Origin of the sequence: Pseudomonas sp. NFACC41-3 (assembly GCF_900109505.1) — a bacterium.
In the GTDB taxonomy this organism is placed as follows: Bacteria; Pseudomonadota; Gammaproteobacteria; order Pseudomonadales; family Pseudomonadaceae; genus Aquipseudomonas; species Aquipseudomonas chlororaphis.
On the sequence record NZ_FOAE01000002.1, the window covers coordinates 720,140 to 745,678 of the forward strand.

The 25,539-nt window shown below is 63.8% G+C and carries 24 protein-coding genes; 19 read left to right on the forward strand and 5 right to left on the reverse strand.

What is annotated here, in order from left to right:
• Positions 1-68: 68 nt before the first annotated feature.
• The 14 genes from cobO to BMY68_RS12815 all read left to right on the forward strand — a co-directional run bounded on the left by cobO (position 69) and on the right by BMY68_RS12815 (position 11,409).
• Entirely contained in the window at positions 69-680 is a 612-nt protein-coding gene (gene cobO, locus BMY68_RS12755; RefSeq protein WP_085531890.1) for a cob(I)yrinic acid a,c-diamide adenosyltransferase, read from the forward strand.
• Positions 677-2,002, forward strand: a complete 1,326-nt coding sequence (locus tag BMY68_RS12760) for a cobyrinic acid a,c-diamide synthase CobB (RefSeq protein WP_085531887.1) — start codon at positions 677-679, stop codon at positions 2,000-2,002. The genes cobO and BMY68_RS12760 overlap by 4 nt, the downstream gene beginning before the upstream one ends.
• Positions 1,999-2,649 (forward strand): 5,6-dimethylbenzimidazole synthase, encoded by a 651-nt coding sequence (bluB, locus tag BMY68_RS12765; RefSeq protein ID WP_009045103.1) that lies wholly within the window; start codon positions 1,999-2,001, stop codon positions 2,647-2,649. The genes BMY68_RS12760 and bluB overlap by 4 nt, the downstream gene beginning before the upstream one ends.
• Positions 2,646-3,554 carry an adenosylcobinamide-phosphate synthase CbiB gene (gene cbiB, locus BMY68_RS12770; protein WP_085531885.1) on the forward strand — a complete coding sequence of 303 codons (909 nt, stop codon included), beginning with the start codon at positions 2,646-2,648 and terminating at the stop codon, positions 3,552-3,554. Before bluB ends, cbiB begins: the two co-directional genes overlap by 4 nt.
• Positions 3,547-4,539 carry a threonine-phosphate decarboxylase CobD gene (cobD, locus tag BMY68_RS12775; RefSeq protein ID WP_085531883.1) on the forward strand — a complete coding sequence of 331 codons (993 nt, stop codon included), beginning with the start codon at positions 3,547-3,549 and terminating at the stop codon, positions 4,537-4,539. The genes cbiB and cobD overlap by 8 nt, the downstream gene beginning before the upstream one ends.
• Positions 4,536-5,987, forward strand: coding sequence for a cobyric acid synthase (locus tag BMY68_RS12780; protein ID WP_085531881.1), 1,452 nt, complete (start codon positions 4,536-4,538; stop codon positions 5,985-5,987). The genes cobD and BMY68_RS12780 overlap by 4 nt, the downstream gene beginning before the upstream one ends.
• Positions 5,988-6,048: 61 nt before the next feature.
• On the forward strand, positions 6,049-6,570 hold the full coding sequence (cobU, locus tag BMY68_RS12785; RefSeq protein WP_085531879.1) for a bifunctional adenosylcobinamide kinase/adenosylcobinamide-phosphate guanylyltransferase: 522 nt from the start codon (positions 6,049-6,051) through the stop codon (positions 6,568-6,570).
• Positions 6,567-7,622, forward strand: a complete 1,056-nt coding sequence (gene cobT, locus BMY68_RS12790; protein WP_085531877.1) for a nicotinate-nucleotide--dimethylbenzimidazole phosphoribosyltransferase — start codon at positions 6,567-6,569, stop codon at positions 7,620-7,622. Before cobU ends, cobT begins: the two co-directional genes overlap by 4 nt.
• A complete protein-coding gene (cobC, locus tag BMY68_RS12795) occupies positions 7,619-8,194 on the forward strand; it encodes an alpha-ribazole phosphatase family protein (RefSeq protein WP_085531875.1) in 576 nt (191 codons plus the stop codon). The genes cobT and cobC overlap by 4 nt, the downstream gene beginning before the upstream one ends.
• Positions 8,195-8,196: 2 nt before the next feature.
• Positions 8,197-8,928, forward strand: coding sequence for an adenosylcobinamide-GDP ribazoletransferase (locus tag BMY68_RS12800; RefSeq protein WP_085531873.1), 732 nt, complete (start codon positions 8,197-8,199; stop codon positions 8,926-8,928).
• Positions 8,929-9,010: 82 nt separating this feature from the next.
• Entirely contained in the window at positions 9,011-9,415 is a 405-nt protein-coding gene (locus BMY68_RS12805) for a MarR family winged helix-turn-helix transcriptional regulator (protein ID WP_007927803.1), read from the forward strand.
• Between the two features lie 60 nt (positions 9,416-9,475).
• The gene (locus BMY68_RS12810; RefSeq protein WP_175510578.1) at positions 9,476-10,669 is read left to right on the forward strand and encodes an MFS transporter; all 1,194 of its coding nucleotides are present in this window, start codon (positions 9,476-9,478) and stop codon (positions 10,667-10,669) included.
• On the forward strand, positions 10,666-10,788 hold the full coding sequence (locus tag BMY68_RS30285; RefSeq protein ID WP_009045094.1) for a hypothetical protein: 123 nt from the start codon (positions 10,666-10,668) through the stop codon (positions 10,786-10,788). Before BMY68_RS12810 ends, BMY68_RS30285 begins: the two co-directional genes overlap by 4 nt.
• 69 nt (positions 10,789-10,857) lie before the next feature.
• Positions 10,858-11,409 carry a glutathione peroxidase gene (locus tag BMY68_RS12815; protein WP_085531871.1) on the forward strand — a complete coding sequence of 184 codons (552 nt, stop codon included), beginning with the start codon at positions 10,858-10,860 and terminating at the stop codon, positions 11,407-11,409.
• 73 nt (positions 11,410-11,482) lie between these two features.
• Here the strand turns inward: BMY68_RS12815 and BMY68_RS12820 are convergent, their stop codons facing one another.
• From BMY68_RS12820 to BMY68_RS12830, 3 genes are all read right to left on the reverse strand, one after another.
• Entirely contained in the window at positions 11,483-12,769 is a 1,287-nt protein-coding gene (locus BMY68_RS12820) for an OmpP1/FadL family transporter (protein ID WP_085531869.1), read from the reverse strand.
• Between the two features lie 145 nt (positions 12,770-12,914).
• Entirely contained in the window at positions 12,915-13,397 is a 483-nt protein-coding gene (locus BMY68_RS12825; protein WP_007927808.1) for a hypothetical protein, read from the reverse strand.
• A gap of 273 nt (positions 13,398-13,670) precedes the next feature.
• On the reverse strand, positions 13,671-13,895 hold the full coding sequence (locus tag BMY68_RS12830; protein ID WP_007927809.1) for a hypothetical protein: 225 nt from the start codon (positions 13,893-13,895) through the stop codon (positions 13,671-13,673).
• A gap of 942 nt (positions 13,896-14,837) precedes the next feature.
• On the opposite strand from BMY68_RS12830, the gene BMY68_RS12840 reads away from it, so the two are divergent.
• Both BMY68_RS12840 and rmuC read left to right on the forward strand, forming a co-directional pair.
• Complete coding sequence (locus BMY68_RS12840; protein WP_037035088.1) at positions 14,838-15,161, forward strand: SEL1-like repeat protein; 324 nt, start codon at positions 14,838-14,840, stop codon at positions 15,159-15,161.
• 175 nt (positions 15,162-15,336) lie between these two features.
• Positions 15,337-16,704 (forward strand): DNA recombination protein RmuC, encoded by a 1,368-nt coding sequence (gene rmuC, locus BMY68_RS12845; RefSeq protein WP_175534839.1) that lies wholly within the window; start codon positions 15,337-15,339, stop codon positions 16,702-16,704.
• 15 nt (positions 16,705-16,719) lie between these two features.
• Here rmuC and BMY68_RS12850 read toward each other — a convergent pair whose 3' ends face one another.
• Together BMY68_RS12850 and BMY68_RS12855 are read right to left on the reverse strand one after the other, a co-directional pair.
• On the reverse strand, positions 16,720-20,190 hold the full coding sequence (locus tag BMY68_RS12850) for a hybrid sensor histidine kinase/response regulator (protein ID WP_007927812.1): 3,471 nt from the start codon (positions 20,188-20,190) through the stop codon (positions 16,720-16,722).
• Positions 20,191-20,389: 199 nt separating this feature from the next.
• Positions 20,390-20,935, reverse strand: coding sequence for a TetR/AcrR family transcriptional regulator (locus tag BMY68_RS12855; RefSeq protein WP_085531866.1), 546 nt, complete (start codon positions 20,933-20,935; stop codon positions 20,390-20,392).
• Positions 20,936-21,026: 91 nt separating this feature from the next.
• Here BMY68_RS12855 and BMY68_RS12860 point away from each other — a divergent pair, with 91 nt between their 5' ends.
• The 3 genes from BMY68_RS12860 to BMY68_RS12870 all read left to right on the forward strand — a co-directional run bounded on the left by BMY68_RS12860 (position 21,027) and on the right by BMY68_RS12870 (position 25,491).
• Positions 21,027-22,232 carry an MFS transporter gene (locus BMY68_RS12860; protein ID WP_085531864.1) on the forward strand — a complete coding sequence of 402 codons (1,206 nt, stop codon included), beginning with the start codon at positions 21,027-21,029 and terminating at the stop codon, positions 22,230-22,232.
• 151 nt (positions 22,233-22,383) lie between these two features.
• Positions 22,384-23,532: a TDT family transporter gene (locus BMY68_RS12865; protein ID WP_085531862.1), complete on the forward strand. Its 1,149-nt coding sequence runs from the start codon at positions 22,384-22,386 to the stop codon at positions 23,530-23,532.
• 84 nt (positions 23,533-23,616) lie between these two features.
• Positions 23,617-25,491 carry an MFS transporter gene (locus BMY68_RS12870; protein ID WP_085531860.1) on the forward strand — a complete coding sequence of 625 codons (1,875 nt, stop codon included), beginning with the start codon at positions 23,617-23,619 and terminating at the stop codon, positions 25,489-25,491.
• The last annotated feature ends 48 nt before the right edge of the window (positions 25,492-25,539 follow it).

The window sequence follows — 25,539 nt, forward strand, 5'->3', positions numbered from 1 at the left end:
ATGCCAGGCTTGCGCCGTCTATTCCTATTCCTGCCCCCCGTTATCCAGCCCCAACGGAGAGCTGCCCCATGACTGAATCCCCCGATCGTGACGAACGCCATCTGGCGCGCATGTTGCGCAAAAAAGCCGTGATCGATGAACGCATCGCCAACTCGCCGAACGAGTGCGGCTTGCTGCTGGTGCTGACTGGCAACGGCAAAGGCAAAAGCAGCTCGGCCTTCGGCATGCTCGCGCGGGCCTTGGGCCACGACATGCAATGCGGCGTGGTGCAGTTCATCAAGGGCCGCAACAGCACTGGCGAGGAATTGTTCTTTCGGCGCTTCCCGGAGCAGGTGCGTTTCCATGTCATGGGCGAAGGCTTCACCTGGGAAACCCAGGACCGCCAGCGTGACATCGCCGCGGCCGAAGCGGCCTGGGCGGTTTCCCGCGAACTGCTGAGCGACCCGAACATCGGTCTGGTAGTGCTCGACGAATTGAACATCGCCCTCAAGCACGGCTATCTGGACCTGGATCAGGTGCTCAGCGACCTGCAGGCGCGGCCGCCGATGCAGCATGTGGTGGTCACCGGACGTGGCGCCAAGCCAGAGATGATCGAGCTGGCCGACACCGTCACCGAAATGGGCATGGTCAAGCATGCGTTCCAGGCGGGGATCAAAGCGCAAAAAGGCGTCGAACTGTGAGTGATGCCCGTCATTGCCCGGCGGTATTGATTGCCGCGCCGGCTTCCGGTCAGGGCAAGACCACCGTGACCGCCGCGCTCGCCCGCCTGCATCGCAATCAGGGGCGCAAGGTGCGTGTGTTCAAGTGCGGCCCGGACTTTCTCGACCCGATGATCCTCGAGCGCGCCAGCGGTGCGCCGGTGTATCAGCTGGACATGTGGATGGTCGGCGAGCAGGAAAGCCGCCGCCTGTTGTGGGAGGCCGCCGGCGAGGCGGACCTGATCCTGATCGAAGGCGTGATGGGGCTGTTCGACGGCACGCCGTCCAGCGCCGATCTGGCGCGGCATTTCGGGGTGCCGGTGCTCGCGGTGATCGATGGCACGGCCATGGCCCAGACCTTCGGCGCCCTGGCGCTGGGGCTGGCGCGTTATCAGCCGGATTTACCGTTCGCCGGCGTGCTGGCCAACCGCGTCGGCACCCTGCGGCATGCGCAGTTGCTCGAAGGCAGCCTGACCGAAGGCCTGCGCTGGTACGGCGCGCTGTCCCGGGAGACCGGCATCGAACTGCCCAGCCGCCATCTGGGGTTGGTGCAGGCCAGCGAACTCAATGATCTGGATCTGCGTCTCGACGCCGCGGCCGCTGCTTTGGCGGACAGCTGCGAAGTGGCCTTGCCGCCCGCTGTGGCGTTCGCCGCTCCCCAGACGGTTGCCGTCGAGCCGTTGTTGGCCGGCGTACACATCGCCGTGGCCCGCGATGAAGCCTTTGCCTTCACCTATGGCGCGAGCCTGGATCTGTTGCGGGCCATGGGCGCCGAGCTGAGTTTTTTCTCGCCGATCCATGACGCGGTACTGCCGGAGGCGGACAGCCTGTACCTGCCGGGCGGTTACCCGGAGCTGCATCACCGGGCGCTGGCGGCGAACGGCTCGATGCTCAGCGCGATCCGCGCGCATCACGCTGCAGGCAAACCCTTGCTCGCCGAGTGTGGCGGCATGTTGTATCTGCTGGACTCCCTGACCGACGTCGACGGCGAGCGCGCCGAACTGCTGGGCCTGTTGCCCGGCGACGCGGTGATGCAAAAGCGCCTGGCGGCCCTGGCCTTGCAGGCGGTGGAGTTGCCGGAAGGCTCGTTGCGCGGGCATACCTACCACCATTCGTTGACCAGCACCGAGCTTGCGCCGATCGCCCGCGGCCTGAGCCCGAATGGCGGGCGCGGCGCGGAAGCGGTTTACCGCGAAGGGCGGATGACCGCCTCTTATGTGCACTTCTATTTTCCGTCCAACCCCGAAGCGGTGGCGGCCCTGCTGGCGCCGGCAGGAGCGAGCGTGCTCGCGCGGCGCCCATGAGCGACAACGCCTTTTCCGCGGCCGAACGCGACGCGGTCTATCGCGCGATCGCCGAGCGTCGTGATATGCGCCACTTCGTCGGTGGCACGGTCGAGCCGCAGGTCTTGCGTCGCCTGCTGGAGGCGGCGCACCAGGCGCCCAGCGTTGGCCTGATGCAGCCTTGGCGGTTTATCCGTATCAGTGACCGGTCGTTGCGCGGGCAAATCCAGCAACTGGTGGAAGAGGAGCGGGTACGCACCGCCGAGGCCCTGGGCGAACGTTCCGATGAGTTCATGAAGCTCAAGGTCGAAGGCATCAACGACTGCGCCGAGGTCCTGGTGGCGGCGCTGATGGACGACCGTGAGCGGCATATTTTCGGCCGGCGCACCTTGCCGGAAATGGACCTGGCCTCGCTTTCCTGCGCGATTCAGAACCTGTGGCTGGCGGCCCGGGCCGAAGGGCTGGGCATGGGCTGGGTGTCGCTGTTCGAGCCCGCTGCCTTGGCCCAGTTGCTGGGCCTTCCGGCCGGGGCCAAGCCGCTGGCGGTGCTGTGCCTGGGCCCGGTTGGCGAGTTTTATCCGGCGCCGATGCTGGTGCTCGAGGGCTGGGCGCGGGAGCGTCCGCTGAGTGAATTGCTGTATGAAAATTACTGGGGAGTGAGTCAATGAGTGTGGCGTTGCTGAGTGTCGCCGGGGTGGCGCTGGATGCGTTGCTGGGCGAACCCAAGCGCTGGCATCCGCTGGTGGCGTTCGGCCGTTTTGCCGATCGCATCGAGCAACGTTTCAACTCCGGCGGTCGCGGCTGGCGCAGTCATGGCGTCACCGCCTGGGTCATCGCGGTGCTGCCGCTGACCCTGCTGGCAACCCTGTTTTCCTGGCTGCCCTACATCGGTTGGTTGTTCGAGATCCTGGCGCTGTATTGCGCCCTTGGCCTGCGCAGCCTCGGCGAGCATGTCGAGCCGGTGGCCCAGGCCTTGCGCAGCGACGACCTGGACCAGGCGCGGCAGCGGGTCGGTTATCTGGTGAGCCGGCAGACCAGCGAGCTGGATGCCACCGAAGTCGCCCGCGCCGCCACCGAGTCGGTGCTGGAAAACGGCAGCGACGCGGTGTTCGCCGCCTTGTTCTGGTTTGCCGTGGCCGGTGCGCCGGGCGTGGTGCTCTATCGCCTGAGCAATACCCTGGATGCGATGTGGGGCTATCGTAATGAACGCTTCGAGCGTTTCGGCTGGGCGGCGGCGAAGATCGACGACCTGCTCAACTACATTCCAGCCCGCTTGGTAGCCCTGACTTACGCGTTGCTGGGCAAGACCCGCCTGGCGCTGAAATGCTGGCGCCGCCAGGGGCCGACCTGGGACAGCCCGAATGCCGGGCCGGTGATGGCGGCCGGTGCCGGGGCCCTGGGCGTCGAGCTGGGTGGCGCGGCGATCTATCACGGCGAGCTGCACCAGCGCCCGCAGCTGGGCGAGGGCATGGCGGCCGATGCCTCGTCCATCGATCGCGGCTGGCAGCTGGTGCAGCGCGGGGTCTGGTTATGGCTGCTGATTCTCTGCGTGGGAGCTGAGTTCTATGCTTGAGCACGGTGGCCGCCTGCGCAAGGCGGCCGAGCAATACGGCATCGCCGAGGCCGACTGGCTGGACCTGTCCAGCGGCCTGGCGCCCTGGCCGTGGCCGATTCCCGAGATCGGGATGCGGGCCTGGGCGCGCCTGCCGGAAACCGACGATGGCCTGGAGCAGGCGGCCCGCGACTACTATGGCGCCGCCCATGTGTTGCCGGTGCCCGGTTCCCAGGCGGCGATCCAGCTGCTCCCGCGTTTGCGCCGCGCCGGCAAGGTCGGCGTGCTGTCGCCCTGTTATGCCGAGCACGCCGAAGCCTGGCGCCGCAGCGGCTACATCGTGCGGGAAGTGCTGGAGCAGGAAGTGGACTTTTTCCTCGACAGCCTGGACGTGCTGGTGGTGGTCAACCCGAACAACCCCACGGGCTTGAGCCTGACCCCGGAGCGCCTGCTGGACTGGCATGCGCGCCTGGCGCAGCGCGGTGGCTGGCTGGTGGTCGACGAAGCCTTCATGGACAACACTCCCCAGCTGAGCCTGGCGGCCCAGGCCGATCAGGTGGGGTTGATCGTCCTGCGTTCCTTCGGCAAGTTTTTCGGCCTGGCCGGTGTACGCCTGGGCTTCGTGCTGGCCGAGCGCAAGCTGCTCAAGCTGCTGGCCGAGCAGGTCGGCCCCTGGGCCGTCAGCGGACCGACCCGGGTGCTGGGCCAGGTGTGCCTGCGCGACAGCCAAGGCCATGAGCGGCAACGAGTGCGCAGCGAAGCGGCGAGTATGCGCCTGGCGCAGTTGCTCGAGCGCCACGGTCTGAAACCCCAGGGTGGCTGTGCGCTGTTCCAGTGGCTGATCACCGATTGCGCCGAGCTGTTGCATGAGTTCATGGCGCGCCGGGGCATCCTGCTGCGGCTGTTCACCCACAACAGCAGCCTGCGTTTTGGCCTGCCGGCCGACGAAGCCGATTGGTCGCGTCTCGAACAGGCCTTCGTCGCCTACGCCAAGGAACATCCATGACCACCCTGATGGTGCAGGGCACCACTTCCGACGCCGGTAAAAGCACCCTGGTGACGGCGCTCTGCCGCTGGCTGACGCGCCAGGGCGTCAGCGTCGTGCCCTTCAAACCGCAGAACATGGCCCTCAACAGCGCGGTGACCGCCGACGGTGGCGAGATCGGCCGGGCCCAGGCAGTACAGGCCCAGGCCGCGCACCTGGAGCCGCACACCGATATGAACCCGGTGCTGCTCAAGCCCAACAGCGACACCGGGGCTCAGGTGATCATTCACGGCCGCGCGGTGACCACCATGAACGCGGTGGCCTATCACGACTACAAGGCCATTGCCATGCAGGCGGTGCTGGCCTCTCATCAACGCCTGAGCGCGGCCTATCCGGTGGTGATGGTGGAAGGCGCGGGCTCGCCGGCGGAGATCAATCTGCGGGCCGGCGACATTGCCAACATGGGCTTTGCCGAAGCGGTGGACTGCCCGGTGGTGCTGATCGCCGACATCAACCGTGGCGGGGTTTTCGCCCATCTGGTGGGCACCCTGGAGCTGTTGTCGCCGAGCGAGCAGGCGCGGGTCAAAGGTTTCATCATCAACCGTTTCCGCGGCGATATCGCCCTGCTGCAACCGGGCCTCGACTGGCTCGAAGCGCGTACCGGCAAGCCGGTGATCGGCGTGTTGCCCTATGTGCTGGACCTGCATCTGGAAGCCGAGGACGGTATCGACCAGCGTCAGGCCGACAAGGTCGAGCAGGTGCTGAAAGTACGGGTGCCGGTTTTGCCGCGCATCAGCAATCACACCGACTTCGACCCGCTGCGCCTGCACCCCCAGGTGGACCTGCAATTCATCGGTCCCGGCCAGGCGATTCCGTCGGCCGACCTGATCATCCTGCCCGGCTCGAAAAGCGTGCGCAGCGACCTGGCGTACCTGCGCGCCCAGGGCTGGGACACAGCCATCGCCCGGCACCTGCGCTACGGCGGCAAGCTGCTGGGCATCTGTGGCGGTTTGCAGATGCTCGGCGAGCAACTGCACGACCCTTTGGGGTTGGAAGGCGCGCCAGGCTCCAGCGCGGGGTTGGGGTTGTTGGCGTTCGAGACGGTGCTGGAACAAGAGAAACAGCTGCGTAATGTGCGTGGACGTCTGGCGCTGGAGGAGGCCGAGGTCAGCGGTTATGAGATCCATGCCGGCGTCACGACGGGGCCAGCGCTGGAACTGGCCGCCGTGACCCTGGACGACGGTCGCTGCGACGGCGCGCGCAGCGACGACGGGCAGATTCTCGGCACTTACCTGCACGGTTTGTTCGAGGCGCCGGCGGCCTGCAGTGCGCTGCTGCGCTGGGCGGGTTTGCGCGAGGTGCAGGCGGTCGACTACCACGCCCTGCGCGAGCGTGACATCGAGCGCCTGGCCGATCTGGTGGAGCAGCACCTGGACACCGAGCACCTGCGCCAGCTTTGCGGGCTTTAGAGCGTCGGCGCCGGCATTGCCGCGCCGCTGTGGCTGTACCTCAATTCAAGGGTTTCCAAGCATGTTGCAACTGATCCTCGGCGGTGCCCGTTCCGGCAAGAGTCGCCTGGCGGAAAAGCTCGCCGGCGAGAGCGGCCTGGCCGTGACCTATATCGCCACCAGCCAGGCGCTGGACGGCGAAATGAATCAGCGCATCGCCCATCACCGCGAACGGCGTCCGGCCGAATGGGCATTGATCGAGGAGCCGTTGGAATTGGCGCGGGTGCTGCGCGAAAGCGCGAGCGTCGAGCGCTGCCTGCTGGTGGATTGCCTGACCTTGTGGCTGACCAACCTGTTGCTGCTGGAGGATGCCCAGCGGCTCGCCAGTGAACGCGAAGCGCTGCTGGAGTGCCTGGCGTCGCTGCCGGGCGCAATCATTTTTGTCAGCAACGAGACCGGAATGGGTGTCGTGCCGCTGGGCGAATTGACTCGCCGTTATGTCGATGAAGCCGGTTGGTTGCATCAAGCCCTGGCCGAGCGTTGTCAGCGGGTAGTGCTGACGGTGGCCGGCCTGCCCCTGACTCTGAAAGGAACTGCGTTATGAATGACTTCTGGTGGCTGCGGCCGTGCAAGGCGCTCGACACTCAAGCCCTGGAGGCGGCGCGGTCGCGTCAGCAGCAATTGACCAAGCCCGCGGGTTCGCTGGGGCAACTGGAGCGGGTCGCGGTACAGCTGGCCGGCTTGCAGGGGCGGGTCAAGCCTGGCCTGGAGCAGCTGTGGATCGCGATTTTCGCCGGCGACCACGGGGTGGTGGCCGAGGGCGTTTCGGCTTATCCGCAGGCAGTCACCGGGCAGATGCTGCACAACTTCGTCAGCGGCGGCGCGGCCATCAGCGTGTTGGCGCGGCAGTTGCGGGCACGCCTGGAAGTGGTCGACCTCGGCACGGTGACGCCCGGCTTGAACCTGCCCGGCGTGCGGCATTTGAACCTGGGGGCGGGTACCCGGAACTTCGTCGAGGGGCCGGCCATGACCCAGGCCCAGGGCGAGCAGGCCCTGCAGGCCGGACGTGACAGTGTGCTGCGGGCCGTCGAGCAGGGCAGCGAACTGTTTATCGGCGGCGAGATGGGCATCGGTAACACCACCGCGGCCAGCGCCGTGGCCTGCGCCTTGCTGGACATTCCGGTGGCGCACCTCGCGGGGCCGGGCACCGGCCTGGATGCGGCGGGTGTCAGCCACAAGGCGCAGGTGATCGAGCGCGCCTTGAGCCTGCATGCCGCCCAGCGTGGCGATGCCTTGCAGACCTTGTTCAACCTTGGCGGTTTCGAGATCGCCGCGCTCGTTGGGGCGTACCTGGCCTGTGCCCAGGAAGGCGTCGCAGTGTTGGTCGATGGTTTCATTTGCAGCGTGGCGGCGCTGGTGGCAGTGCGGCTGAACCCCGAGTGCCGCCCGTGGTTGCTGTTCGGCCACCGTGGGGCCGAGCCGGGGCATCGGGATATCCTGCAAACCCTCGAGGCCGAGCCTTTGCTGGACCTCGGCCTGCGCCTGGGCGAGGGCAGCGGCGCGGCGCTGGCGGTGCCGTTGCTGCGCCTGGCCTGCGACCTGCACGGGCAGATGGCGACTTTCGCCGAAGCGGCCGTGGCGGATCGTCCGGCATGACCTTGCGCCTGGACTTGCTGCGCCACGGCGAAACCGAGCTCGGTGGCGGCCTGCGTGGCAGCCTCGACGATGCCCTGACCGACGCCGGTTGGCAGCAGATGCGTGCTGCTGTCGCAGGCCGGGGGCCCTGGGATCGGCTGGTGAGTTCACCCTTGCAACGCTGCGCGCGTTTTGCCGAGGAACTGGGGGCGCGCCTGGCGCTGCCGGTGACCCTGGACCCGGATCTGCAGGAGCTGCATTTTGGTGCCTGGGAAGGGCAGAGTGCGGTGGCGCTGATGGCGACCGATGCCGAGGCGCTGGGGCGGTTCTGGGCCGATCCCTATGCCTTTACCCCGCCGCAGGGCGAGCCGGTGCTGGCGTTTTCCGCGCGGGTGCTGGGGGCGGTCGAACGTCTGCATCAGCGTTATGCCGGCGAGCGGGTGCTGCTGGTCAGCCATGGCGGAGTGATGCGCTTGTTGCTGGCCCGGGCCCGAGGTTTGCCGCGCGAGCAGTTGCTGAATGTCGAGGTCGCTCATGGTGCCTTGTTCGCCCTGACTGTCGAGGCTGGCCTGGTATTGAGCGAAGGAGTCTGAGCGTGTTGCCATTCTGGATCGCCCTGCAATTTCTCAGCAGTTTTCCGGTGCGTTTGCCGGGCATGCCGTCGCCCGAGGAAATGGGCCGGTCGTTGCTGTTCTATCCGCTGATCGGCCTGCTGTTCGGGGTGCTGCTCTGGGGGCTGAACCAGTTGTTGATGGGCGCACCACTGTTGCTGCATGGGGCGTTGTTGCTGACGGTCTGGGTGCTGCTCAGCGGTGCCTTGCATCTGGACGGGCTGGCCGACAGCGCGGACGCCTGGCTGGGCGGCTTCGGCGATCGCGAGCGCACACTGACGATCATGAAGGACCCGCGCAGCGGGCCGATTGCCGTGGTCACCCTGGGGCTGGTGTTGCTGCTCAAGTTCGCCGCGCTGGTGGCGCTGATCGAGCAGCAGGCCGGCGTTGCCTTGCTGCTGGCGCCGCTGATCGGTCGCGGCGCCTTGCTGGGATTGTTCCTCTGCACGCCTTATGTGCGCCCTGGTGGCCTTGGGCAGGCGCTGGCGAATCATCTGCCACGTCTGGCCGGCAAGTGGGTGTTGGCGCTCGCCGCGCTGGCCTGTGTCGTGCTCGGTGGTTGGCGCGCGGTGTTGGCGTTGCTGCTGGCGGGCCTGGTGTTTGCTGGCTTGCGTCAGTTGATGCTGCGTCGCCTGGGAGGCACCACCGGGGACACGGCGGGCGCCCTGCTGGAACTGCTGGAGGTGACGGTCCTGGTAGGGTTGGCGCTGTTCTAGAAAGGCGGAGCGCGGGTTTTATTCGCGCCCTGAACTATGCAAATTTCTTGCATTCCCTTAATCGCGGGTATATACACGCACCATGCTTCCTTCTCAATGTCTGTGCACCAACCTGCGGCGCGCCGCCCGTGGCGTCAGCAGGTTCTACGACGGCGCTCTCGACGGCTTCGGGATCAACGTTGCCCAGTATTCCCTGCTGAGCAACCTGCAGCGCCTGGACCAACCGAGCATTTCCAGCCTGGCCGAGGCCATGGGCCTGGACCGCAGCACCCTGGGCCGTAACCTGCGGGTGCTGGAAGGCGAGGGCCTGGTCCGGCTGTCCGAAGGCGAGGATCAACGCAATCGCATCGTTCAGCTGACCGATGAGGGCCAGCAGCGACTGCTGGCGGCCTTGCCGGCCTGGGAAGCGGCGCAACAGCGCTTGATCGACCGTCTGGGTGCAGAAAAACGCGAAACCTTGCTGGCCTTGCTGAACGAACTGGCGTGAAGGCCTTTCGTTCGATGATAAGCGGGTATATACCCGTAAATGGAGAATAAAATGACTTCGATGTGGCGTACCAGCGGTTGGGTTCTTCTCGGGAGTGCGCTGATCCTGGCCTTGTCCCTGGGGATAAGACATGGCTTCGGGCTGTTTCTGCCGCCCATGAGCGCGGAATTCGGCTGGGGGCGCGAGGTGTTTGCCTTTGCCATTGCCCTGCAGAACCTCATCTGGGGCCTGGCCCAGCCCTTCACTGGAGCCCTGGCCGACCGCTTCGGTGCGGCGAAGGTGGTACTGGTCGGCGGTGTGTTATACGCCGTGGGCCTGTTGTTCATGGGGTTGGCCGATTCGCCGCTGTCGCTGTCGTTGAGCGCCGGCTTGCTGATCGGTATCGGGCTTTCGGGGACCTCGTTTTCAGTGATTCTCGGCGTGGTGGGGCGCGCGCTGCCGGCGGAGAAGCGCAGCATGGGCATGGGGGTCGCCAGTGCGGCCGGTTCGTTCGGTCAGTTCGCCATGCTGCCGGGCACCCTGGGCTTGATTGGCTGGCTCGGCTGGTCGTCGGCACTGTTGGTGCTGGGGTTGCTGGTGGCATTGATCGTGCCGCTGGTGAGCATGCTCAAGGACAAACCGCTGCCCAGCCTGGGCCATGAACAGAGCCTCTCCGAGGCCTTGCGTGAGGCCTGCTCTCACTCCGGGTTCTGGCTGCTGGCGTTCGGCTTTTTCGTCTGCGGTTTCCAGGTGGTGTTCATCGGCGTGCATTTGCCGGCCTACCTGGTGGACCAGCACTTGCCGGCCACGGTGGGCACCACCGTGCTGGCGCTGATCGGCCTGTTCAATATCTTCGGTACCTACACCGCCGGCTGGCTGGGCGGGCGCATGTCCAAGCCGCGCTTGCTGACCGGCCTGTACCTGTTGCGCGCGGTGGTCATCGGCCTGTTCCTCTGGCTGCCGGTGACGCAGCTCAGCGCGTATCTGTTCGGCATGGCCATGGGCTTCCTGTGGCTGTCGACGGTGCCGCTGACCAATGGCACGGTGGCCACCTTGTTCGGGGTGCGCAACCTGTCCATGCTGGGCGGCATCGTGTTTCTGTTTCACCAGTTGGGCTCGTTCCTCGGCGGCTGGCTCGGCGGGGTGGTCTACGATCGAACCGGGAGTTATGACTTGATCTGGCAGGTGGCGATTCTCCTCAGTCTGCTGGCCGCGGCCCTGAACTGGCCGGTGCGCGAGCGTCCGGTTGCCCGTCTGCAGGCGAGCGCGGCATGAGCCGGACAGGTTTGCGCTGGGTCGGCCTGATGGTTGTTATCGCCTTGCTGGTGTTGGCCTGGTGGGGCTGGCACCAGGGTGGGCTGGCGCTGATGCAGTTGGGTATGGGCGTCTGCTAGGAAGCGCTTGCTAGGGTGTCCGCCGGGCGAGTAGCTTCACCCTCTGACGGTACTTTCAAGGAGTTGAATATGTTGGCGCGCTGGCTTGCTGTTCCAGCTGTACTCATGGTGTTTGTTGGTTCGACCTGGGCGGGCGAATGCCCGTCGCTGTTGCAGGGCTCGTTGCCCAAGTTGCGCGCCAAGGAATCCGTCGACCTATGCCAACGTTTTGCCGGCAAGCCGCTGGTGGTGGTCAATACCGCGAGTTTTTGCGGCTTCGCCCCACAGTTCAAGGGGCTTGAGGCGTTGTACCAGCGTTACAAGGATCAGGGACTGGAGCTGGTAGGCGTGCCGTCCAATGACTTCAAACAGGAGTCCAAGGATGGCGCGGAGACGGCCAAGGTCTGTTATGCGAACTACGGCGTCACCTTCACCATGACCGAGCCGCAGCAGGTCCGAGGCCCGGACGCGGTGCATCTGTTCAAGGTCCTGGCCGAGCAGAGCAGCGCGCCGAAGTGGAATTTCTACAAGTATGTGGTCGATCGCCAGGGCAAGGTGATCGCCAATTTCTCCAGTCTGACCAAACCGGACAGTCCGGAACTGATCAAGGCGGTGGAGCAGGCGCTGGCATCCAAGCCTTGAGTGTTATCCGCGGCCAATAAAAAAGCCCCGGCATCCTTGGATGCGGGGGCTTTTTCGTTCAGGCCGTCAGGCTTTAGAAGCGGTAGGTTGCCCCCACGCCGAAGCCGTTCGCGCTGTTTTCGTACTCGGCGCTGTAAGACTGGCCGAGCTGCTGGTTCCTGTTGTTGACCTTGACTTTCTCTTCCTTGAGGTAGGAGTAAGCCACGTCGATGGTCAGGTCTTCAGTTGGGCTCCAGCCGGCACCGAGGCTGAAGATGGTCCGGTCGCCGGTAGGAATGCGTGGCGAGCGGTTGGTGTTGTTGGCTGGCGACTGGTCGAAGGTCAGGCCGGTGCGCAGTACCCACTGCTTGTTCAGCTGATAGGAGGTACCGATGGCATAGGCCCAGGTGTCGTGCCAGTTCTGTTCTTCCTTGATGGAACTGAGGGCGCCCGGGGCCAGGAGACCGCCGGCGCTGGCGGTTACGCCTTCGTTTTGCACGGTGATGTCTTTCAGGCGGCTCCAGCGGGTCCAGGTCGCACCGGCGTAGAGTTTCCAGGCATCGTTGAGGTCCTGGGTCACCGACAGGTCGGCCGACTCAGGGGTGGTGATGTCCAGCGAGGCGTCGTAGCGAGCACCGCGCAGCAGGGCGCTCGGAGTACCGGCGCCTGGGCTGACTTCGGTGTGGCCTTCCAGCTTGTACTTGACCTTCGAGTGATAAGTCAGGCCCACGCGAGTGGTATCGGTTGCCTGGACCAGCACACCGATGTTGTAGCCATAGCCGATATCGTCACCCTTGATCTGGACATTGCCATCGTTAGGCGACAGTGGCGTGGTCAGCGCGGATTCCAGGGTGCCGGAGATACGGTTGATGGTCGGGCCGAAACCGATCGACACCTTGTCGTTGAAGGCATAGCTGACGGTTGGCTGGAAGGTGACGATTTTAACTTCGCTTTTGCTGCCGAAGTTACGGCCCTGGAAGCCGCTTTCATAGTCGGTGATCAGGCCGAACGGGGCGTAGACACCCAGGCCGAAGGCCCACTGGTCATCGATTGGCTTGACGTAGTAGGCCATTGGGACGGCGGTGAACGGCACCATATCGCCTTTGTTGGTCCCTCTCTGGCTACCGCTGGCGTCGTTGATATCGGTGGACGCGTCAATGGCCGCGAGACCGCCAGTGACTTGCTGGCGTTTCAGGCGCGACATACCGGCAGGGTTACCAAAAACTGTGCTTGCATCGTCGGCAGCAGAGGATCGACCGGCGAAACCAGTACCCATGCCGCTGATGCTTTGTTCGTTCAGGGCAAAGCCACTTGCGAAAAGTTGGGTGGATGCCATGGCAACGGCAAGGCTAAGACTGGTTTTGAGTATTACTTTTTTCATTATTAGAACTCCTGGTGATCACCGGAGCGAAAATTACCAACATTTCCTCCTCAACGCTATAGGCTGTATGGCTTGAGATAGAGCGGTTTTGTAGGACAATCCGACCAAAATTGCGCTTGTTTGCGCGAACTTGCAAAAAGTCCGCTCAGCAGGCGACCTGATTCAGTGGCGCAACACAGGTCTGCCAGGCATCGGCGAAATCCCGCAAACGTCCTTGTGGCTGGAAGATCTGCTTCCAGATACGAGCCATGCCGACCAGATCATCGGCCTCGGGGAGCGGGGTGTTCTGCTCTTCTACCAGCAGCCAGGCGATGGCGGTGGCGTAACGCAGGTTGACGGTCAATTCCAGATGCGGCCCGCTGAGGAATGCATGCTGGCTGGCCAGGCCGCGAACCAGGCTGGCGCGTTCCGGGTCCAGGGCCAGATAGTGGTCCCAGAGTGCCTGGTGGCGGGGTTCGGCGATGCGGTAGAGGCCATGGCCTCTGCGGTCGTGCAGGGCGGAGCCGAGGGCGGATTGACTGGCGGCGATGCCTAGCAGCAATGATTCTGCGGTGCGACTGTGGTTGCCCAGATAGATCAGGGTCGGGCGGATCACGTAGCGGCACAGTTCGCTGGCGGCAATACCCATAAAGCCCTCGAAGCGTGAAGTGGCCGGCGAGGCCTGATGGGGGAGCTTGGCAGCGGTGGATCGGTCAGGCTCGCCGGAAGCGGATCATGCCGCTTGAGTTGAAGTGTAGTGTCATATCGTTGCTGTAAAGGTCTGTTTTTAAAATATTTCCGGCTTCCTGTTATAACCGTTATATCGGATGGTGCTTTAGCCGAAGGCGGGCAAATCGAAATAACAGGTAATAAAAAGCCCCGCTATTCAGGCGGGGCTTCGGGTTTTCAGCGCTTTGGCGTCTCAGGCGGTGAGGGCCTGACGGGTGCGCTCGATCACCGCTTGCAGCGGCTCGGCGCTGGAATACTGATCGGGGTACAGGCGTTCGCTGTGACGAGCGATACCGTGTTCGTTGACCAGGGTGAAGCTGAAGCAGCCTTTGCGAGCAGCCATGATCAGGCAGTTCATTGGAGCAAAAGCATTGGTGAGGGTGCGAATGGCATCCTGAGTCTGGATTTGAGTAGACATAGTTATTGGGTGTTCCTACAAATGACACGGTTAAGAACCGTGCAACGTTAAAACGTTCCAGTAACGCCGACCACCATTGGTCGAACGAAGAACCCGACTGGAACAAAGCAGCCAGTTGGAAGCGCTTTATCAAGTGCGCGCTAGGGCTGGCAGGTAGGTACTTAGGAGGGCAGGCAATCACAGCAGGGGTTAAGGTTCTGGGCCCCAGGTGAAGATCCTGATCAATTTGCAGGTTGGTTCGGTCAGAGTAAAAAGGGCTTTGCGACATCCTTTGCAATGTGTTCAAAGGCAGTGTCGGCAAAAGCTTTACCTGGAAACCAGCGAGGTGGTCGATCCCGTGTAGTCGGTAGAAACTTCTCTTCAGGGAAGCTAAACCGGGGGACTTGTTCGACCAGAATTGACTTTCAGCTTGGTACTAACGCTGTGGATGATAACGGATTGATGTAGCTGGTGCAAGTGTGTTAGGCAAAATGGTTATGAGTGTCACAGGGAGCGGGGTCGTGAACGAGGCAGGCCGGGCTTTCCACCGTAGTTGAGCAGAAAGTTGTTACTGGAGCTTTGGTCTTCGCTGCTGTTCTCCCATGAACGGGCGAAAAAGGTGCACCGATATAACCGGATCAAGGTTACTTGTGCACAATAGTTGCGCGGGCTGTCACCGGCCTGTCACCTCACCTGCCGGGCCCTCTAATGCCTGCGATGAAAATTTAAGTCAATGAAAAACATCGGTTTTTTTTACTGGTGAAAAAATCGTCAGTTTGACTGCGGGCCCCGTCCCATACGGCTTTCGGAGACTTGTAGGGCGGTTGTCCACTGAGTTATCCACAGCTTCTGTGGATTGTCCCAAGCGCTTGCTCTAGCACGGGCGTGCCGAGTTTTTTCGACTTTACGCGTGTGAAAAAAGGAGTAGAGTGGCGCGCCTTCCGATCTGCCCTACAGTGCTTTATGAAGTTTCGCTCAGTGTCACCTTCTGTTACCTCTGCCTCTTCCAGTGTTACCGAGCCCAAGCGTTTTTCGTTACGTGTGGCCATGTGGCTGCTCGACAGCCCGCGCCTGGGTGATAACCGGAACGTCAAGCACTTTGCCGGGCATTTGCTCAAGCAGCCTGCCCGGGAAGGGGTGGTGGCCGCACAGAGTCGTCTTGGCCAACTGATGTGCCGCGAATGCGGCAACGCCCGCGATCGGCGGATTGGTCATGACCTGCTGCGCCAGGCGGCACGGGCTGGCGATCGCCGCGCCCAGCTGGAGCTTGGCCAGATCGAAGACTGAGCTGTCCAAGCCTCGGTCCCTTGGTTAACCTTCAAGCTTTATTTCACTGTCTGGAGTGGCTATGGCTATGGACTTGACCAGCGTACTGCTCGGTCTGGCAGGCGCGGCATTGCCCTTGGTGGCGCTCGCCTGGCAACTGCAACGCCGTCTGAGCTCCCGCCAAACCGAACTGTCCCTGCTGGAGGAACGCCTGGCCACCGCGTTGCTGGCACAGGATGGCTTGAACGCCCAACTGGACGCCTGCCGCGACGAGATCAGCGACCTGGGCCAGGCCAATGCCGTGAAGCAGGCCGATCTGGCGGCGGTGCGCCGGGAAGTCGAGTTGTTGCAGATCGAACGCGACAACGCCCGTGATGCCGCCCACGCCTGGAACCTTGAACGGGCCAACAAGGAAGCCGAGCTGCGGCGCCTGGACGCCCAGGCCGCGTCGTTGAATGCCGAGTTGCGCGAGCAGCAGGAAAGCCACCAGCAACGCCTGAGCGACCTGCAAGGCTCGCGGGACGAGCTGCGGGCGCAGTTCGCCGAGCTGGCGGGCAAGATCTTCGACGAGCGTGAGCAGCGTTTTGCCGAGAACAGCCAGCAGCGTCTCGGACAATTGCTCGACCCGCTCAAGGAGCGCATCCAGTCCTTCGAGAAGCGGGTCGAAGAGAGTTATCAGGCCGAAGCGCGCGAGCGTTTTTCCCTCGGCAAGGAGCTCGAGCGCCTGCAACAGCTGAACCTGCGTTTGAGTGACGAGGCGACCAACCTGACCCGTGCGCTCAAGGGCCAGAAAACCCAGGGCAACTGGGGCGAGCTGATTCTCGAGCGGGTACTGGAGCATGCCGGCCTGGAGAAGGGCCGTGAGTACCAGACCCAGGTCAGCCTCAAAGGGCCCGACGGCGAGCGTTTCCAGCCCGACGTGCTGATCATGCTGCCCGGCGACAAGCAGGTGGTGGTGGACTCCAAGGTCAGCCTGACCGCCTACCAGCAGTTTGTCGCGGCGGACGATGAAGTGATCGGCCAGGCGGCGCTGAAGCAGCACGTACTGTCCTTGCGCAATCACGTCAAAGGCCTGGCCGGCAAGGACTACAAGCGTCTGGAAGGTTTGCACAGCCTGGATTTCGTGTTGCTCTTCGTACCCATCGAGGCGGCTTTTTCCGCCGCCTTGCAGGCCGAGCCCAACCTGTTCCAAGAAGCCTTCGACCTCAATATCGTGATCGTCAGCCCGACCACCTTGCTGGCTACCCTGCGAGTGATCGACAGCCTGTGGAAGCAGGAGCGGCAGAGCCAGAACGCCCGGGAAATCGCCGAACGCGCCGGTTGGCTGTACGACAAGTTCGTGTTGTTCATTCAGGATCTGGATGAAGTCGGCAATCGTCTGCAGCAGTTGGACAAGGCCTACAGCGCCGCGCGCAACAAGCTGACCGAGGGGCGTGGCAACCTGGTCAGCCGCAGCGAGCAACTGCGGTTGCTCGGGGCGCGTGCCAGCAAGAGCCTGCCCGCGGACCTGCTGGAGCGGGCAATGACCGATGCCGATGGCGCGTTGCTCGAACTGCCGGATTGACCCGGGGGCGGAAGGTCAGAGCGGCAGATGCCGGCTCAGCAGCGCCCGCAATGCCGCGGGCTTCACCGGCTTGGCCAGGTAGTCCAACCCCGCGGCGTGCACCTCGGCGACCATCTCGGGGCGCCCGTCGGCGCTGATCACCACGCCTGGCACCGGGTCACCCAACTGGGTACGCAGCCAGGCCATGACCTCGGTGCCGGTTTCACCATCGTCCAGGTGATAGTCCACCAATGCCAGTTGCGGGCGCACGCCATCATTGAGCAGCGCCGCGCATTCTTCGCGGTTACGCGCGGTCCAGACCTGGCAGCCCCAGCGGCTGAGCAGGCTGTTCATGCCGATCAGGATGCTGTCTTCGTTATCGACACACAGTACCTGGGCGCCGGACAGCAGATGGCCGTTGAGTTCGGCCACCTGCCTCGGTGCGCTGACGGCCGCCTTGGCCAAAGGCACGCTGACACTGAAGACGCTGCCCTTGCCCGGCCAGGAGCGTACTTGCAGGCCGTGACCGAGCACGCGACACAGCCCGTCGGCGATCGCCAACCCGAGGCCCAGGCCTTTTTCGGCGCGGGTCTGGTGGCTGTCGAGGCGTTTGAATTCTTCGAAGATCACTTGCTGCTTATCCAGAGGAATCCCCGGTCCACGGTCCCAGACTTCCAGGCACAGCTGGTTGCCGCGGCGGCGTACGCCCAGCAGCACAGGCCCTTTGGCGTAACGGAAGGCATTGGTCAGGAAGTTCTGCAGAACCCGGCGCAGTAGCTTGATGTCGCTGTCGACCCGGAGACGGCTGCCGCGCAGACGGAATTTCAGGCCTTGCTCCTGGGCCAGCACCTTGAATTCGGCCCCCAGGGTATCGAACAGCTCGTTGAGCACGAACGGCTTGCGCTCCGGATTGATCTTGCCGTTTTCCAGGCGGGAGATATCCAGCAGGTCGCTGATCAGGTCTTCGGCAGAGCGCAGGGAGCTGTCCAGGTGCTGGACCAATTGCTGGGCTTCGGCGGACAAACCGTCGTCCTGGTGGGAGAGGGCGGCGGAGAACAGCCGGGCGGCATTCAGCGGTTGCATCAGGTCGTGACTGACCGCCGCCAGGAAACGAGTCTTGGACTGGTTGGCGGCCTCGGCGGTGCCCTTGGCCTCGGTCAGCGCGGCGTTCAGTTGCGACAGCTCGTGGGTTCGCTCGGCGACCCGTTGTTCCAGGCCTTCGTTGGCTTCGGTGAGGGCCTGTTCGGCCTCGCGGAACGGGGTGATGTCGGTGAAGCTCATGACAAAGCCGCCGCCGGGCATCGGGTTGCCGATCAACTCGATCACCCGGCCATTGGGGAACAGCCGTTCGGAGGTGTGGGCGCGGCCCTGACGCATCCAGTGCAGGCGGCGGGCGACATGCACTTCGGCCTCGCCCGGCCCGCACAGGCCTCGTTCGGCGTTGTGGCGGATGATGTCGGCGATCGGCCGGCCGACGCTGATCAGCCCGTCCGGGTAGTTGAACAGCTCCAGGTAGCGACGGTTCCAGGCCACCAGCCTGAGGGATTGGTCGACCACGCTGATGCCCTGGCTGATGTTCTCGATCGCGCCTTGCAGCAAGGCCCGGTTGAATTGCAGCACTTCCGAGGCTTCGTCGGCGATGCGCACCACGTCTTCGAGCTGCATCTCCCGCCCTTCGATGGCGGCCTTGACCACCGCGCGGGTGGACGATGCGCCGAGCACGCCGGCCAGCAGGCGTTCGGTGTGGGCGATCCATTCGCCGTCGGCGTTCTGGTTGGGGTTGAAGCCTTTGCCCTGGCGGTAGGCAAAGCGGATGAAGCTCTGGCGGGCCCGTTCTTCCCCGACAAAACGCGCGGCGAGCTTGAGCAGGTCGTCGATCTGCACCGAGAGCATCGAGCGGGAGCTGGGGCGGCCGCTGATTTCCTGGCCGATGAAGCGCCCGGCCTGCCAGTGCTCCGAAACCCGGGTACGCGACAGCACCGAGACCCAGGCGAACAGGGTGAAATTGCCGGCCAGCGACAGCACCACACCTTGGGTCAAGGGTGTGATCGGCAGGTTCAGCGGGTTGCCGTGCAGCCAGGCCAGGCCCGGGAAGCTGCTCAGCGACCAGCCCAGGCTGTGGGCGGCGATCGGCAGGACCAGGGTGTAGAACCACAGGAAAGTGCCGGCCGCCAATCCGGCGAACACGCCGCGGCGGTTGGCCTGCTTCCAGTACAGCGCGCCGAGCATGGCCGGGGCCAGTTGGGTCACCGCGGCAAAGGCGATCTGGCCGATGGTCGCCAGGCTCGCGGTGGAGCCCAGCAGGCGGTAGCTGACATAAGCCAGCAGCAGGATGACCACGATGCTGACCCGGCGCACCGAGAGCATCCAGTGGCGGAACACTTCGAAGGGCCGTTCGGCACTCTGCCGACGCAGCAGCCAGGGCAGCAGCATGTCGTTGGAGACCATGGTCGACAGGGCCACGCTGGCGACGATCACCATGCCGGTGGCGGCCGACGCGCCGCCGATGAAGGCCAGCACGGCCAGGGCCGGATGGGCCTGGGCCAGGGGCAGGCTGATGACGAACGAATCCGGCAGCACTGAGCTGGGCAGCAGCATCTGCCCGGCCAGGGCGATCGGCACCACGAACAGCGCGGCCAGGGCCAGGTAGGCGGGAAACACCCACTTGGCCAGGCGCAGGTCCTGGGGTTCGATGTTCTCTACCACTGTGACGTGGAACTGCCGCGGCAGGCAGATGATCGCCATCATGGCGACGCCGGTCTGCACCACCATCGACGGCCAGTTGATGGTTTCTTCCCAGTACTGTTCCAGGCGCGGGGCGAGCATGGCCTGGCTGAACAGGTCGTCGAAACCGTCGTACAGGCCATAGGTGACAAAGGCGCCGACCGCGAGAAAGGCCAGCAGCTTGACCAGGGATTCGAAGGCAATCGCCAGCACCATGCCGCGGTGGTGCTCGGTGGCGTCGAGGTTGCGGGTACCGAAGACGATGGTGAACAGCGCCAGGATCAGCGACACGATCAGCGCCGTGTCCTGGGCGCGGGTGCCCATGGTGTCAGCCCCCGCGCCGATCAGCAGGTCCACGCCAAGCACGATGCCCTTGAGCTGCAGGGCAATATAAGGAAGCACGCCGACCAGGCAGATCAGCGCCACCACCACCGCCAGGGTCTGGGACTTGCCGTAGCGCGCGGCGATGAAGTCGGCGATGGAGGTGATGTTTTCCTGTTTGCTGATCATCACCATCTTTTGCAGGACCCAGGGCGCGAGCACCAGCAGCAGGATCGGCCCCAGGTAGATCGGCAAGAACGACCAGAGTTGCTCTGCGGCCTGGCCGACGGCGCCGAAGAAGGTCCAGCTGGTGCAATACACCGCCAGCGACAGGCTGTACACCCAGGCGCGCACTCGCGGCGGCAAGGGCGCGCTGCGGCGGTCACCGTAAAAGGCGATGGCGAACATGATGGCCATATAGGCCAGGGCGACGATGGCGATCAGCCCGCTGGACAGCGACATGGAAACTCCGAACATAAAGGCGCGCCGGGCGCTTCAGCCCGGTCAGACAGTCTCGCACGATGTTCAGGGTTCGTCAGTGTCGACCAAGGTATTGGCGCGGCCAGGTGTCGCAGGGGGAAGAGGGCTGCCTGTCAGGTTTTATCGCGGAAGGCGCGCGCCTATGGAAGGTGGCTCGGAATCGGTTGGCGCGAGAGCGGCCTCAAGGCCGCAGCGCGATGTCGATCAGTTCATGCAGTTCCTGCACTTCAAGCGGTTGCGCGGCGAACAGGATGCGGAACACCGTTGGCGCCACCAGCATGTTCAACAGCCGGTCGATGCTGGGCAGGGCTGTTTCGCTGTGCCGGTGACGGTCGAGGATGATCTGCAATTGCCCGCTGAGAATGCTCACGCAATAGCCGGGCGTGCTGCTGCATTGCACGTCGCGCATCATGTTGCGCCCGGGTTCGGAGCTCATTTCGTCGAGGTACTGTTCGGACCAGGCCCGCAGGTCGCCGCGCAGGCTGCCGGTGGCGGCCGGTTCGCTGTCCGGGCGCATGCGTTCCAGGGCGACATCCGCCAGCAGTGCCGACAGGTCGCCCCAGCGCCGGTAGATGGTCGAGGGCGTAACGCCGGCGCGGGTGGCGATTTGCGGCACGGTCAGGGTCGAGCGCTCCTGTTCTTCGAGGAGTTCCCTGACTGCCGAGTGGATGGATTCCTGTACCCGGGCACTGCGCCCGCCCGGGCGTAAACCTTCTTTAATAGCCATGGATCGAACCTTAACACAAAGAATTTGCTTTAAGAGCGAGGCGGTAGCACACTCCGCAAAAGCAAAAAATTAGCTTTAATGGAGCGTGCCCATGTCCAGTAGTGTCGACTCTTCACGGTCAAACCGTTCCAGACTGTTGTTTCTGGCGATCACCTTACTCAGTTTTCTCGCCGCTTCCAGTGTGCCGACGCCGATGTATCACCTGTATCAGGAGGCGCTGCAATTCTCGTCGGCGACCTTGACCCTGATCTTCGGTGTCTACGCCTTGAGCCTGCTGGCGGCGCTGCTCACCGTGGGCTCGCTTTCGGATTATCTGGGACGCAAGCCGGTGATCTTCGTGGCGCTGCTGCTGGACATACTGGCGATGCTGCTGTTCATCCAGGCCGACAGCGTGGCCTGGCTGATTGCTGCCCGGGTGATGCAGGGCTTCGCCACCGGCATGGCCACCAGTGTGCTGGGGGCGGCGCTGCTGGATACCGACCGCCAGCAGGGGCCGTTGGTCAACAGCGTGGCGCCCTTGCTGGGCATGGCGTGCGGGGCGATGGGCAGCGGCTTGCTGGTGGAATATGCGCCGTTGCCGCTGCAACTGGCCTACTGGTTGCTGCTGGTGCTGTTTGTCGCCCAGGCGCTGTACGTCTGGCGCCTGCCGGAGACGGTCACTGCCCAGGCCGGTGTCTGGGCTTCCCTGCGGCCCTCGCTGCATGTACCGCCCCAGACGCGGCGGGCGCTGTGGCTGGCGTTGCCGGTGGATGTGGCGGTATGGGCCGTGGGCGGGTTCTTTCTGTCATTGGCGCCATCGCTGGTGCGCACCGCGACAGGCTCGACCTCGAACCTGATCGGCGGTGGCCTGGTGGCGGTGCTGACCCTGAGCGGTGCCCTGATGATTGTTTCCCTGCGCCATCGTCCGGCCGACAAGGTTCTGCGGTTGGGCGCGAGCCTGCTGGCCGTCGGCATCAGCCTGATCCTCATCGCCGTGCACACCGCCAGCCTGCCGCTGTTCTTCCTCGGCACCCTGGTCACGGGCGGAGGTTTTGGCTCCGGGTTCCTCGGTGCTCTGCGCAGTGTGATGCCGCTGGCCTTGCCCCATGAGCGGGCGGGGTTGATGTCGGCGTTTTATGTCCTGAGTTATCTGGCGTTCTGTCTGCCGTCCCTGCTGGCGGGAAACCTGACGCGCAGTTTCGGCCTGATCGCTACCACCGACGGTTATGGCGCAGTGTTGATTCTGTTGTCCCTGGGCGCTTTGCTGGGGTTGCTGCGCCAGCGCACCGCCAAGGCCTGCGTCGCGCAAGAGAGTTGAGCGCGACGCGGATGCCGGTGGTTGAAACGCAGGCAGTGTCTAGCTTTTATATTTACAAAATAGATAACAGATAGAGAAATTACCCGTTATATAGATATTCGATCCGGTTCTACCATGGGCTCCACCTCATCGGAGGACAGGAGATCAGACCATGACATGCCCCAATACCCTCAGAACCGGACGGCCCTTGAGCCAGCTGCAGCATCCTCGCGAAGCCATCCGCCATTTCACCCCCAACTGGTTCGCCGCCACCATGGGCACCGGCGTGCTGGCCCTGGCGCTGGCCCAGTTGCCGCTGCGGATCCCGGGCCTGCACCTGTTGGCCGAGGGGCTGTGGCTGTTCACCATCGGGCTGTTCGTGGGGTTCAGCGTCGCTTATGCGGCACGCTGGGTAATGTTCTTCGACGAAGCCCGGCGGATTTTCGGGCATTCCACGGTCTCGATGTTCTTCGGCACCATCCCCATGGGGCTGGCCACCATCATCAACGGTTTCCTGCTGTTCGGCGTACCACGCTGGGGCGACGGTGTGGTGCAGCTGGCCGAGCTGCTGTGGTGGCTGGATGTGGCGCTGTCGCTGGCTTGCGGGGTGTTGATTCCCTACATGATGTTCACCCGCCAGGAGCACCGTATCGACCAGATGACCGCGGTCTGGCTATTGCCGGTGGTCGCGGCCGAAGTCGCCGCCGCCAGTGGCGGGCTGCTGGCGCCGCATCTGGTGGACGCGCATTCGCAACTGGTGATGCTGGTGACCAGCTATGTGCTCTGGGCCTTCTCGTTGCCGGTGGCTTTCAGCATCCTGACCATTCTCCTGCTGCGCATGGCCTTGCATAAGCTGCCTCACGAAAGCATGGCTGCCTCGAGCTGGCTGGCCCTGGGGCCGATCGGCACGGGAGCCCTGGGCATGTTGCTGCTGGGCGCGGACGCTCCAGCGATCTTTGCCGCTAACGGCATGGCCGCAATCGGCGAAATCGCCGAGGGCCTGGGCCTGGTGGCCGGTATCACCCTGTGGGGTTTCGGCCTGTGGTGGATGCTGGTAGCGCTGCTGATCACCCTGCGTTACCTGCGCGACGGCATTCCGTTCAACCTCGGCTGGTGGGGGTTCACCTTCCCGCTGGGGGTCTATGCCCTGACCACCTTGAAACTGGCCTCTACCCTGAACCTGACGTTTTTCGCGGTGTTCGGCAGCCTGTTGGTCCTGGCGCTGGCACTGATGTGGCTGTTGGTGGGCAAGCGCACGCTGCAGGGCGCTTATCGTGGCGAGTTGTTCGTTTCGCCTTGCATCGCAGGATTAGCGAAATAATCCGCGAACTTTAGGTAAGGTTGTGGCCTGGATCGAAGATCGATAATCCAATAACAGCATCCAAGCCACTCAGGGACATGGAAGATGAGTCACCCCTCACAGTTCACCTTGCTTCGTACGCGGCGTTTCCTGCCGTTCTTCATTACTCAGTCCCTCGGTGCGTTCAACGACAACATCTTCAAGCAGTCGCTGATCCTCGCCATTCTCTACAAGCTGGCCATCGAGGGTGACCGCTCGATCTGGGTCAACCTCTGCGCCTTGCTGTTTATCCTGCCGTTCTTCCTGTTCTCGGCGCTGGCCGGGCAATTCGGCGAGAAGTTCGCCAAGGATGCGTTGATTCGCCTGATCAAGCTCGGCGAGATTGTGATCATGGCCGTGGGGGCGGTGGGGTTTGTCTTCGATCACCTGTCGTTGATGCTGCTGGCACTGTTCGCCATGGGCACCCACTCGGCGCTGTTCGGCCCGGTGAAATATTCGATCCTGCCCCAGGCGCTGCGGGAGGAAGAGCTGGTGGGGGGCAACGGCCTGGTGGAAATGGGCACTTTCCTGGCGATTCTTGCCGGGACCATTGGTGCCGGGATCATGATGTCCTCCGCCCATTACGCACCGATTGTCTCGACGGCGATCATTGCCGTCGCCGTGCTCGGTTACCTCGCCAGCCGGGGCATCCCCCGGGCCGCGGCGGCCACTCCGGACATGCGCCTGAACTGGAATATCTTCAGCCAGTCCTGGGCTACCCTGCGCCTGGGGCTGGGGCAGACGCCGGCTGTGTCGCGCTCGATCGTCGGCAACTCGTGGTTCTGGTTTGTCGGGGCGATCTACCTGACGCAGATTCCGGCCTATGCCAAGGAGTGGATGCACGGCGACGAGACAGTGGTCACGCTGATCCTCACGGTGTTCTCGGTGGGCATCGCCGCCGGCTCCATGCTGTGCGAGAAACTCTCGGGGCGTAAGGTCGAGATCGGCCTGGTGCCTTTTGGCTCGTTCGGCCTGACGGTGCTCGGCCTGCTGCTGTGGTGGCATTCCGGCGGGATTGCGCCAAGCGAGGCGGGGTACAGCTGGCTCGAGGTCCTCGGTTATGGCCACGCCTGGTGGGTGCTGATCGATATTCTCGGCCTGGGCATCTTCGGTGGTTTCTACATCGTGCCGCTGTATGCACTGATTCAGTCGCGGACCCCGGAGAACGAGCGGGCGCGGGTGATTGCCGCGAACAACATTCTCAACGCGCTGTTCATGGTGGTATCGGCGATCGTCTCGATCGTCTTGCTGAGCCTGGCCAAACTGTCGATTCCGCAGCTGTTCCTGGTGGTGTCGCTGCTGAACATCGCGGTCAACGCCTACATCTTCAAGATCGTCCCTGAGTTCAGCATGCGTTTCATGATCTGGCTGCTCAGCCATTCCATGTATCGGGTCGAGCACCGCAACCTGGAGGCGATCCCGGACGAAGGCGCGGCGTTGCTGGTGTGCAATCACGTGTCCTTCGTCGATGCCTTGCTGATCGGAGGCGCGGTGCGGCGGCCGATTCGTTTCGTGATGTATTACAAGATCTACAACCTGCCGCTGCTCAACTTCATTTTCCGTACCGCCGGAACCATTCCAATTGCCGGGCGCAACGAGGACATCCAGATCTACGAAAGGGCGTTCACCCAGATTGCCCGCTACCTCAAGGATGGCGAGCTGGTGTGCATCTTCCCGGAAGGCAAGCTGACCGCCGATGGCGAGATCAATGAGTTCAAGGGTGGGCTGACGCGGATTCTCGAAGAGACGCCGGTACCGGTGATTCCGCTGGCGTTGCGGGGGCTGTGGGGCAGCTTTTTCAGCCGCGATCCAAGCAAGGGACTGTTCCGCCGCCTGTGGTCGCGAGTGACCCTGGTGGCGGGTTCGGCCGTGACCGCCGACAGTGCCGAACCGGCCCGTTTGCAAACCCTGGTGGGTGAGCTGCGCGGTAGCCTGCGCTGATACCTGTAGCCGCTGCCGCAGGCTGCGCTCGCCCACAACGTGGGCGCA

Bases quoted from the DNA above. Each gene is read 5' to 3' on its own strand.
- cobO (WP_085531890.1), top strand. From the start codon at position 69: ATGACTGAATCCCCCGATCGTGACGAACGCCATCTGGCGCGCATGTTG.
- bluB (WP_009045103.1), top strand. From the start codon at position 1,999: ATGAGCGACAACGCCTTTTCCGCGGCCGAACGCGACGCGGTCTATCGC.
- cbiB (WP_085531885.1), top strand. From the start codon at position 2,646: ATGAGTGTGGCGTTGCTGAGTGTCGCCGGGGTGGCGCTGGATGCGTTG.
- cobD (WP_085531883.1), top strand. From the start codon at position 3,547: ATGCTTGAGCACGGTGGCCGCCTGCGCAAGGCGGCCGAGCAATACGGC.
- BMY68_RS12780 (WP_085531881.1), top strand. From the start codon at position 4,536: ATGACCACCCTGATGGTGCAGGGCACCACTTCCGACGCCGGTAAAAGC.
- cobU (WP_085531879.1), top strand. From the start codon at position 6,049: ATGTTGCAACTGATCCTCGGCGGTGCCCGTTCCGGCAAGAGTCGCCTG.
- cobT (WP_085531877.1), top strand. From the start codon at position 6,567: ATGAATGACTTCTGGTGGCTGCGGCCGTGCAAGGCGCTCGACACTCAA.
- cobC (WP_085531875.1), top strand. From the start codon at position 7,619: ATGACCTTGCGCCTGGACTTGCTGCGCCACGGCGAAACCGAGCTCGGT.
- BMY68_RS12805 (WP_007927803.1), top strand. From the start codon at position 9,011: ATGCTTCCTTCTCAATGTCTGTGCACCAACCTGCGGCGCGCCGCCCGT.
- BMY68_RS12810 (WP_175510578.1), top strand. From the start codon at position 9,476: ATGTGGCGTACCAGCGGTTGGGTTCTTCTCGGGAGTGCGCTGATCCTG.
- BMY68_RS30285 (WP_009045094.1), top strand. From the start codon at position 10,666: ATGAGCCGGACAGGTTTGCGCTGGGTCGGCCTGATGGTTGTTATCGCC.
- BMY68_RS12815 (WP_085531871.1), top strand. From the start codon at position 10,858: ATGTTGGCGCGCTGGCTTGCTGTTCCAGCTGTACTCATGGTGTTTGTT.
- BMY68_RS12820 (WP_085531869.1), bottom strand. From the start codon at position 12,769: ATGAAAAAAGTAATACTCAAAACCAGTCTTAGCCTTGCCGTTGCCATG.
- BMY68_RS12825 (WP_007927808.1), bottom strand. From the start codon at position 13,397: ATGGGTATTGCCGCCAGCGAACTGTGCCGCTACGTGATCCGCCCGACC.
- BMY68_RS12830 (WP_007927809.1), bottom strand. From the start codon at position 13,895: ATGTCTACTCAAATCCAGACTCAGGATGCCATTCGCACCCTCACCAAT.
- BMY68_RS12840 (WP_037035088.1), top strand. From the start codon at position 14,838: ATGAAGTTTCGCTCAGTGTCACCTTCTGTTACCTCTGCCTCTTCCAGT.
- BMY68_RS12850 (WP_007927812.1), bottom strand. From the start codon at position 20,190: ATGTCGCTGTCCAGCGGGCTGATCGCCATCGTCGCCCTGGCCTATATG.
- BMY68_RS12855 (WP_085531866.1), bottom strand. From the start codon at position 20,935: ATGGCTATTAAAGAAGGTTTACGCCCGGGCGGGCGCAGTGCCCGGGTA.
- BMY68_RS12860 (WP_085531864.1), top strand. From the start codon at position 21,027: ATGTCCAGTAGTGTCGACTCTTCACGGTCAAACCGTTCCAGACTGTTG.
- BMY68_RS12865 (WP_085531862.1), top strand. From the start codon at position 22,384: ATGACATGCCCCAATACCCTCAGAACCGGACGGCCCTTGAGCCAGCTG.
- BMY68_RS12870 (WP_085531860.1), top strand. From the start codon at position 23,617: ATGAGTCACCCCTCACAGTTCACCTTGCTTCGTACGCGGCGTTTCCTG.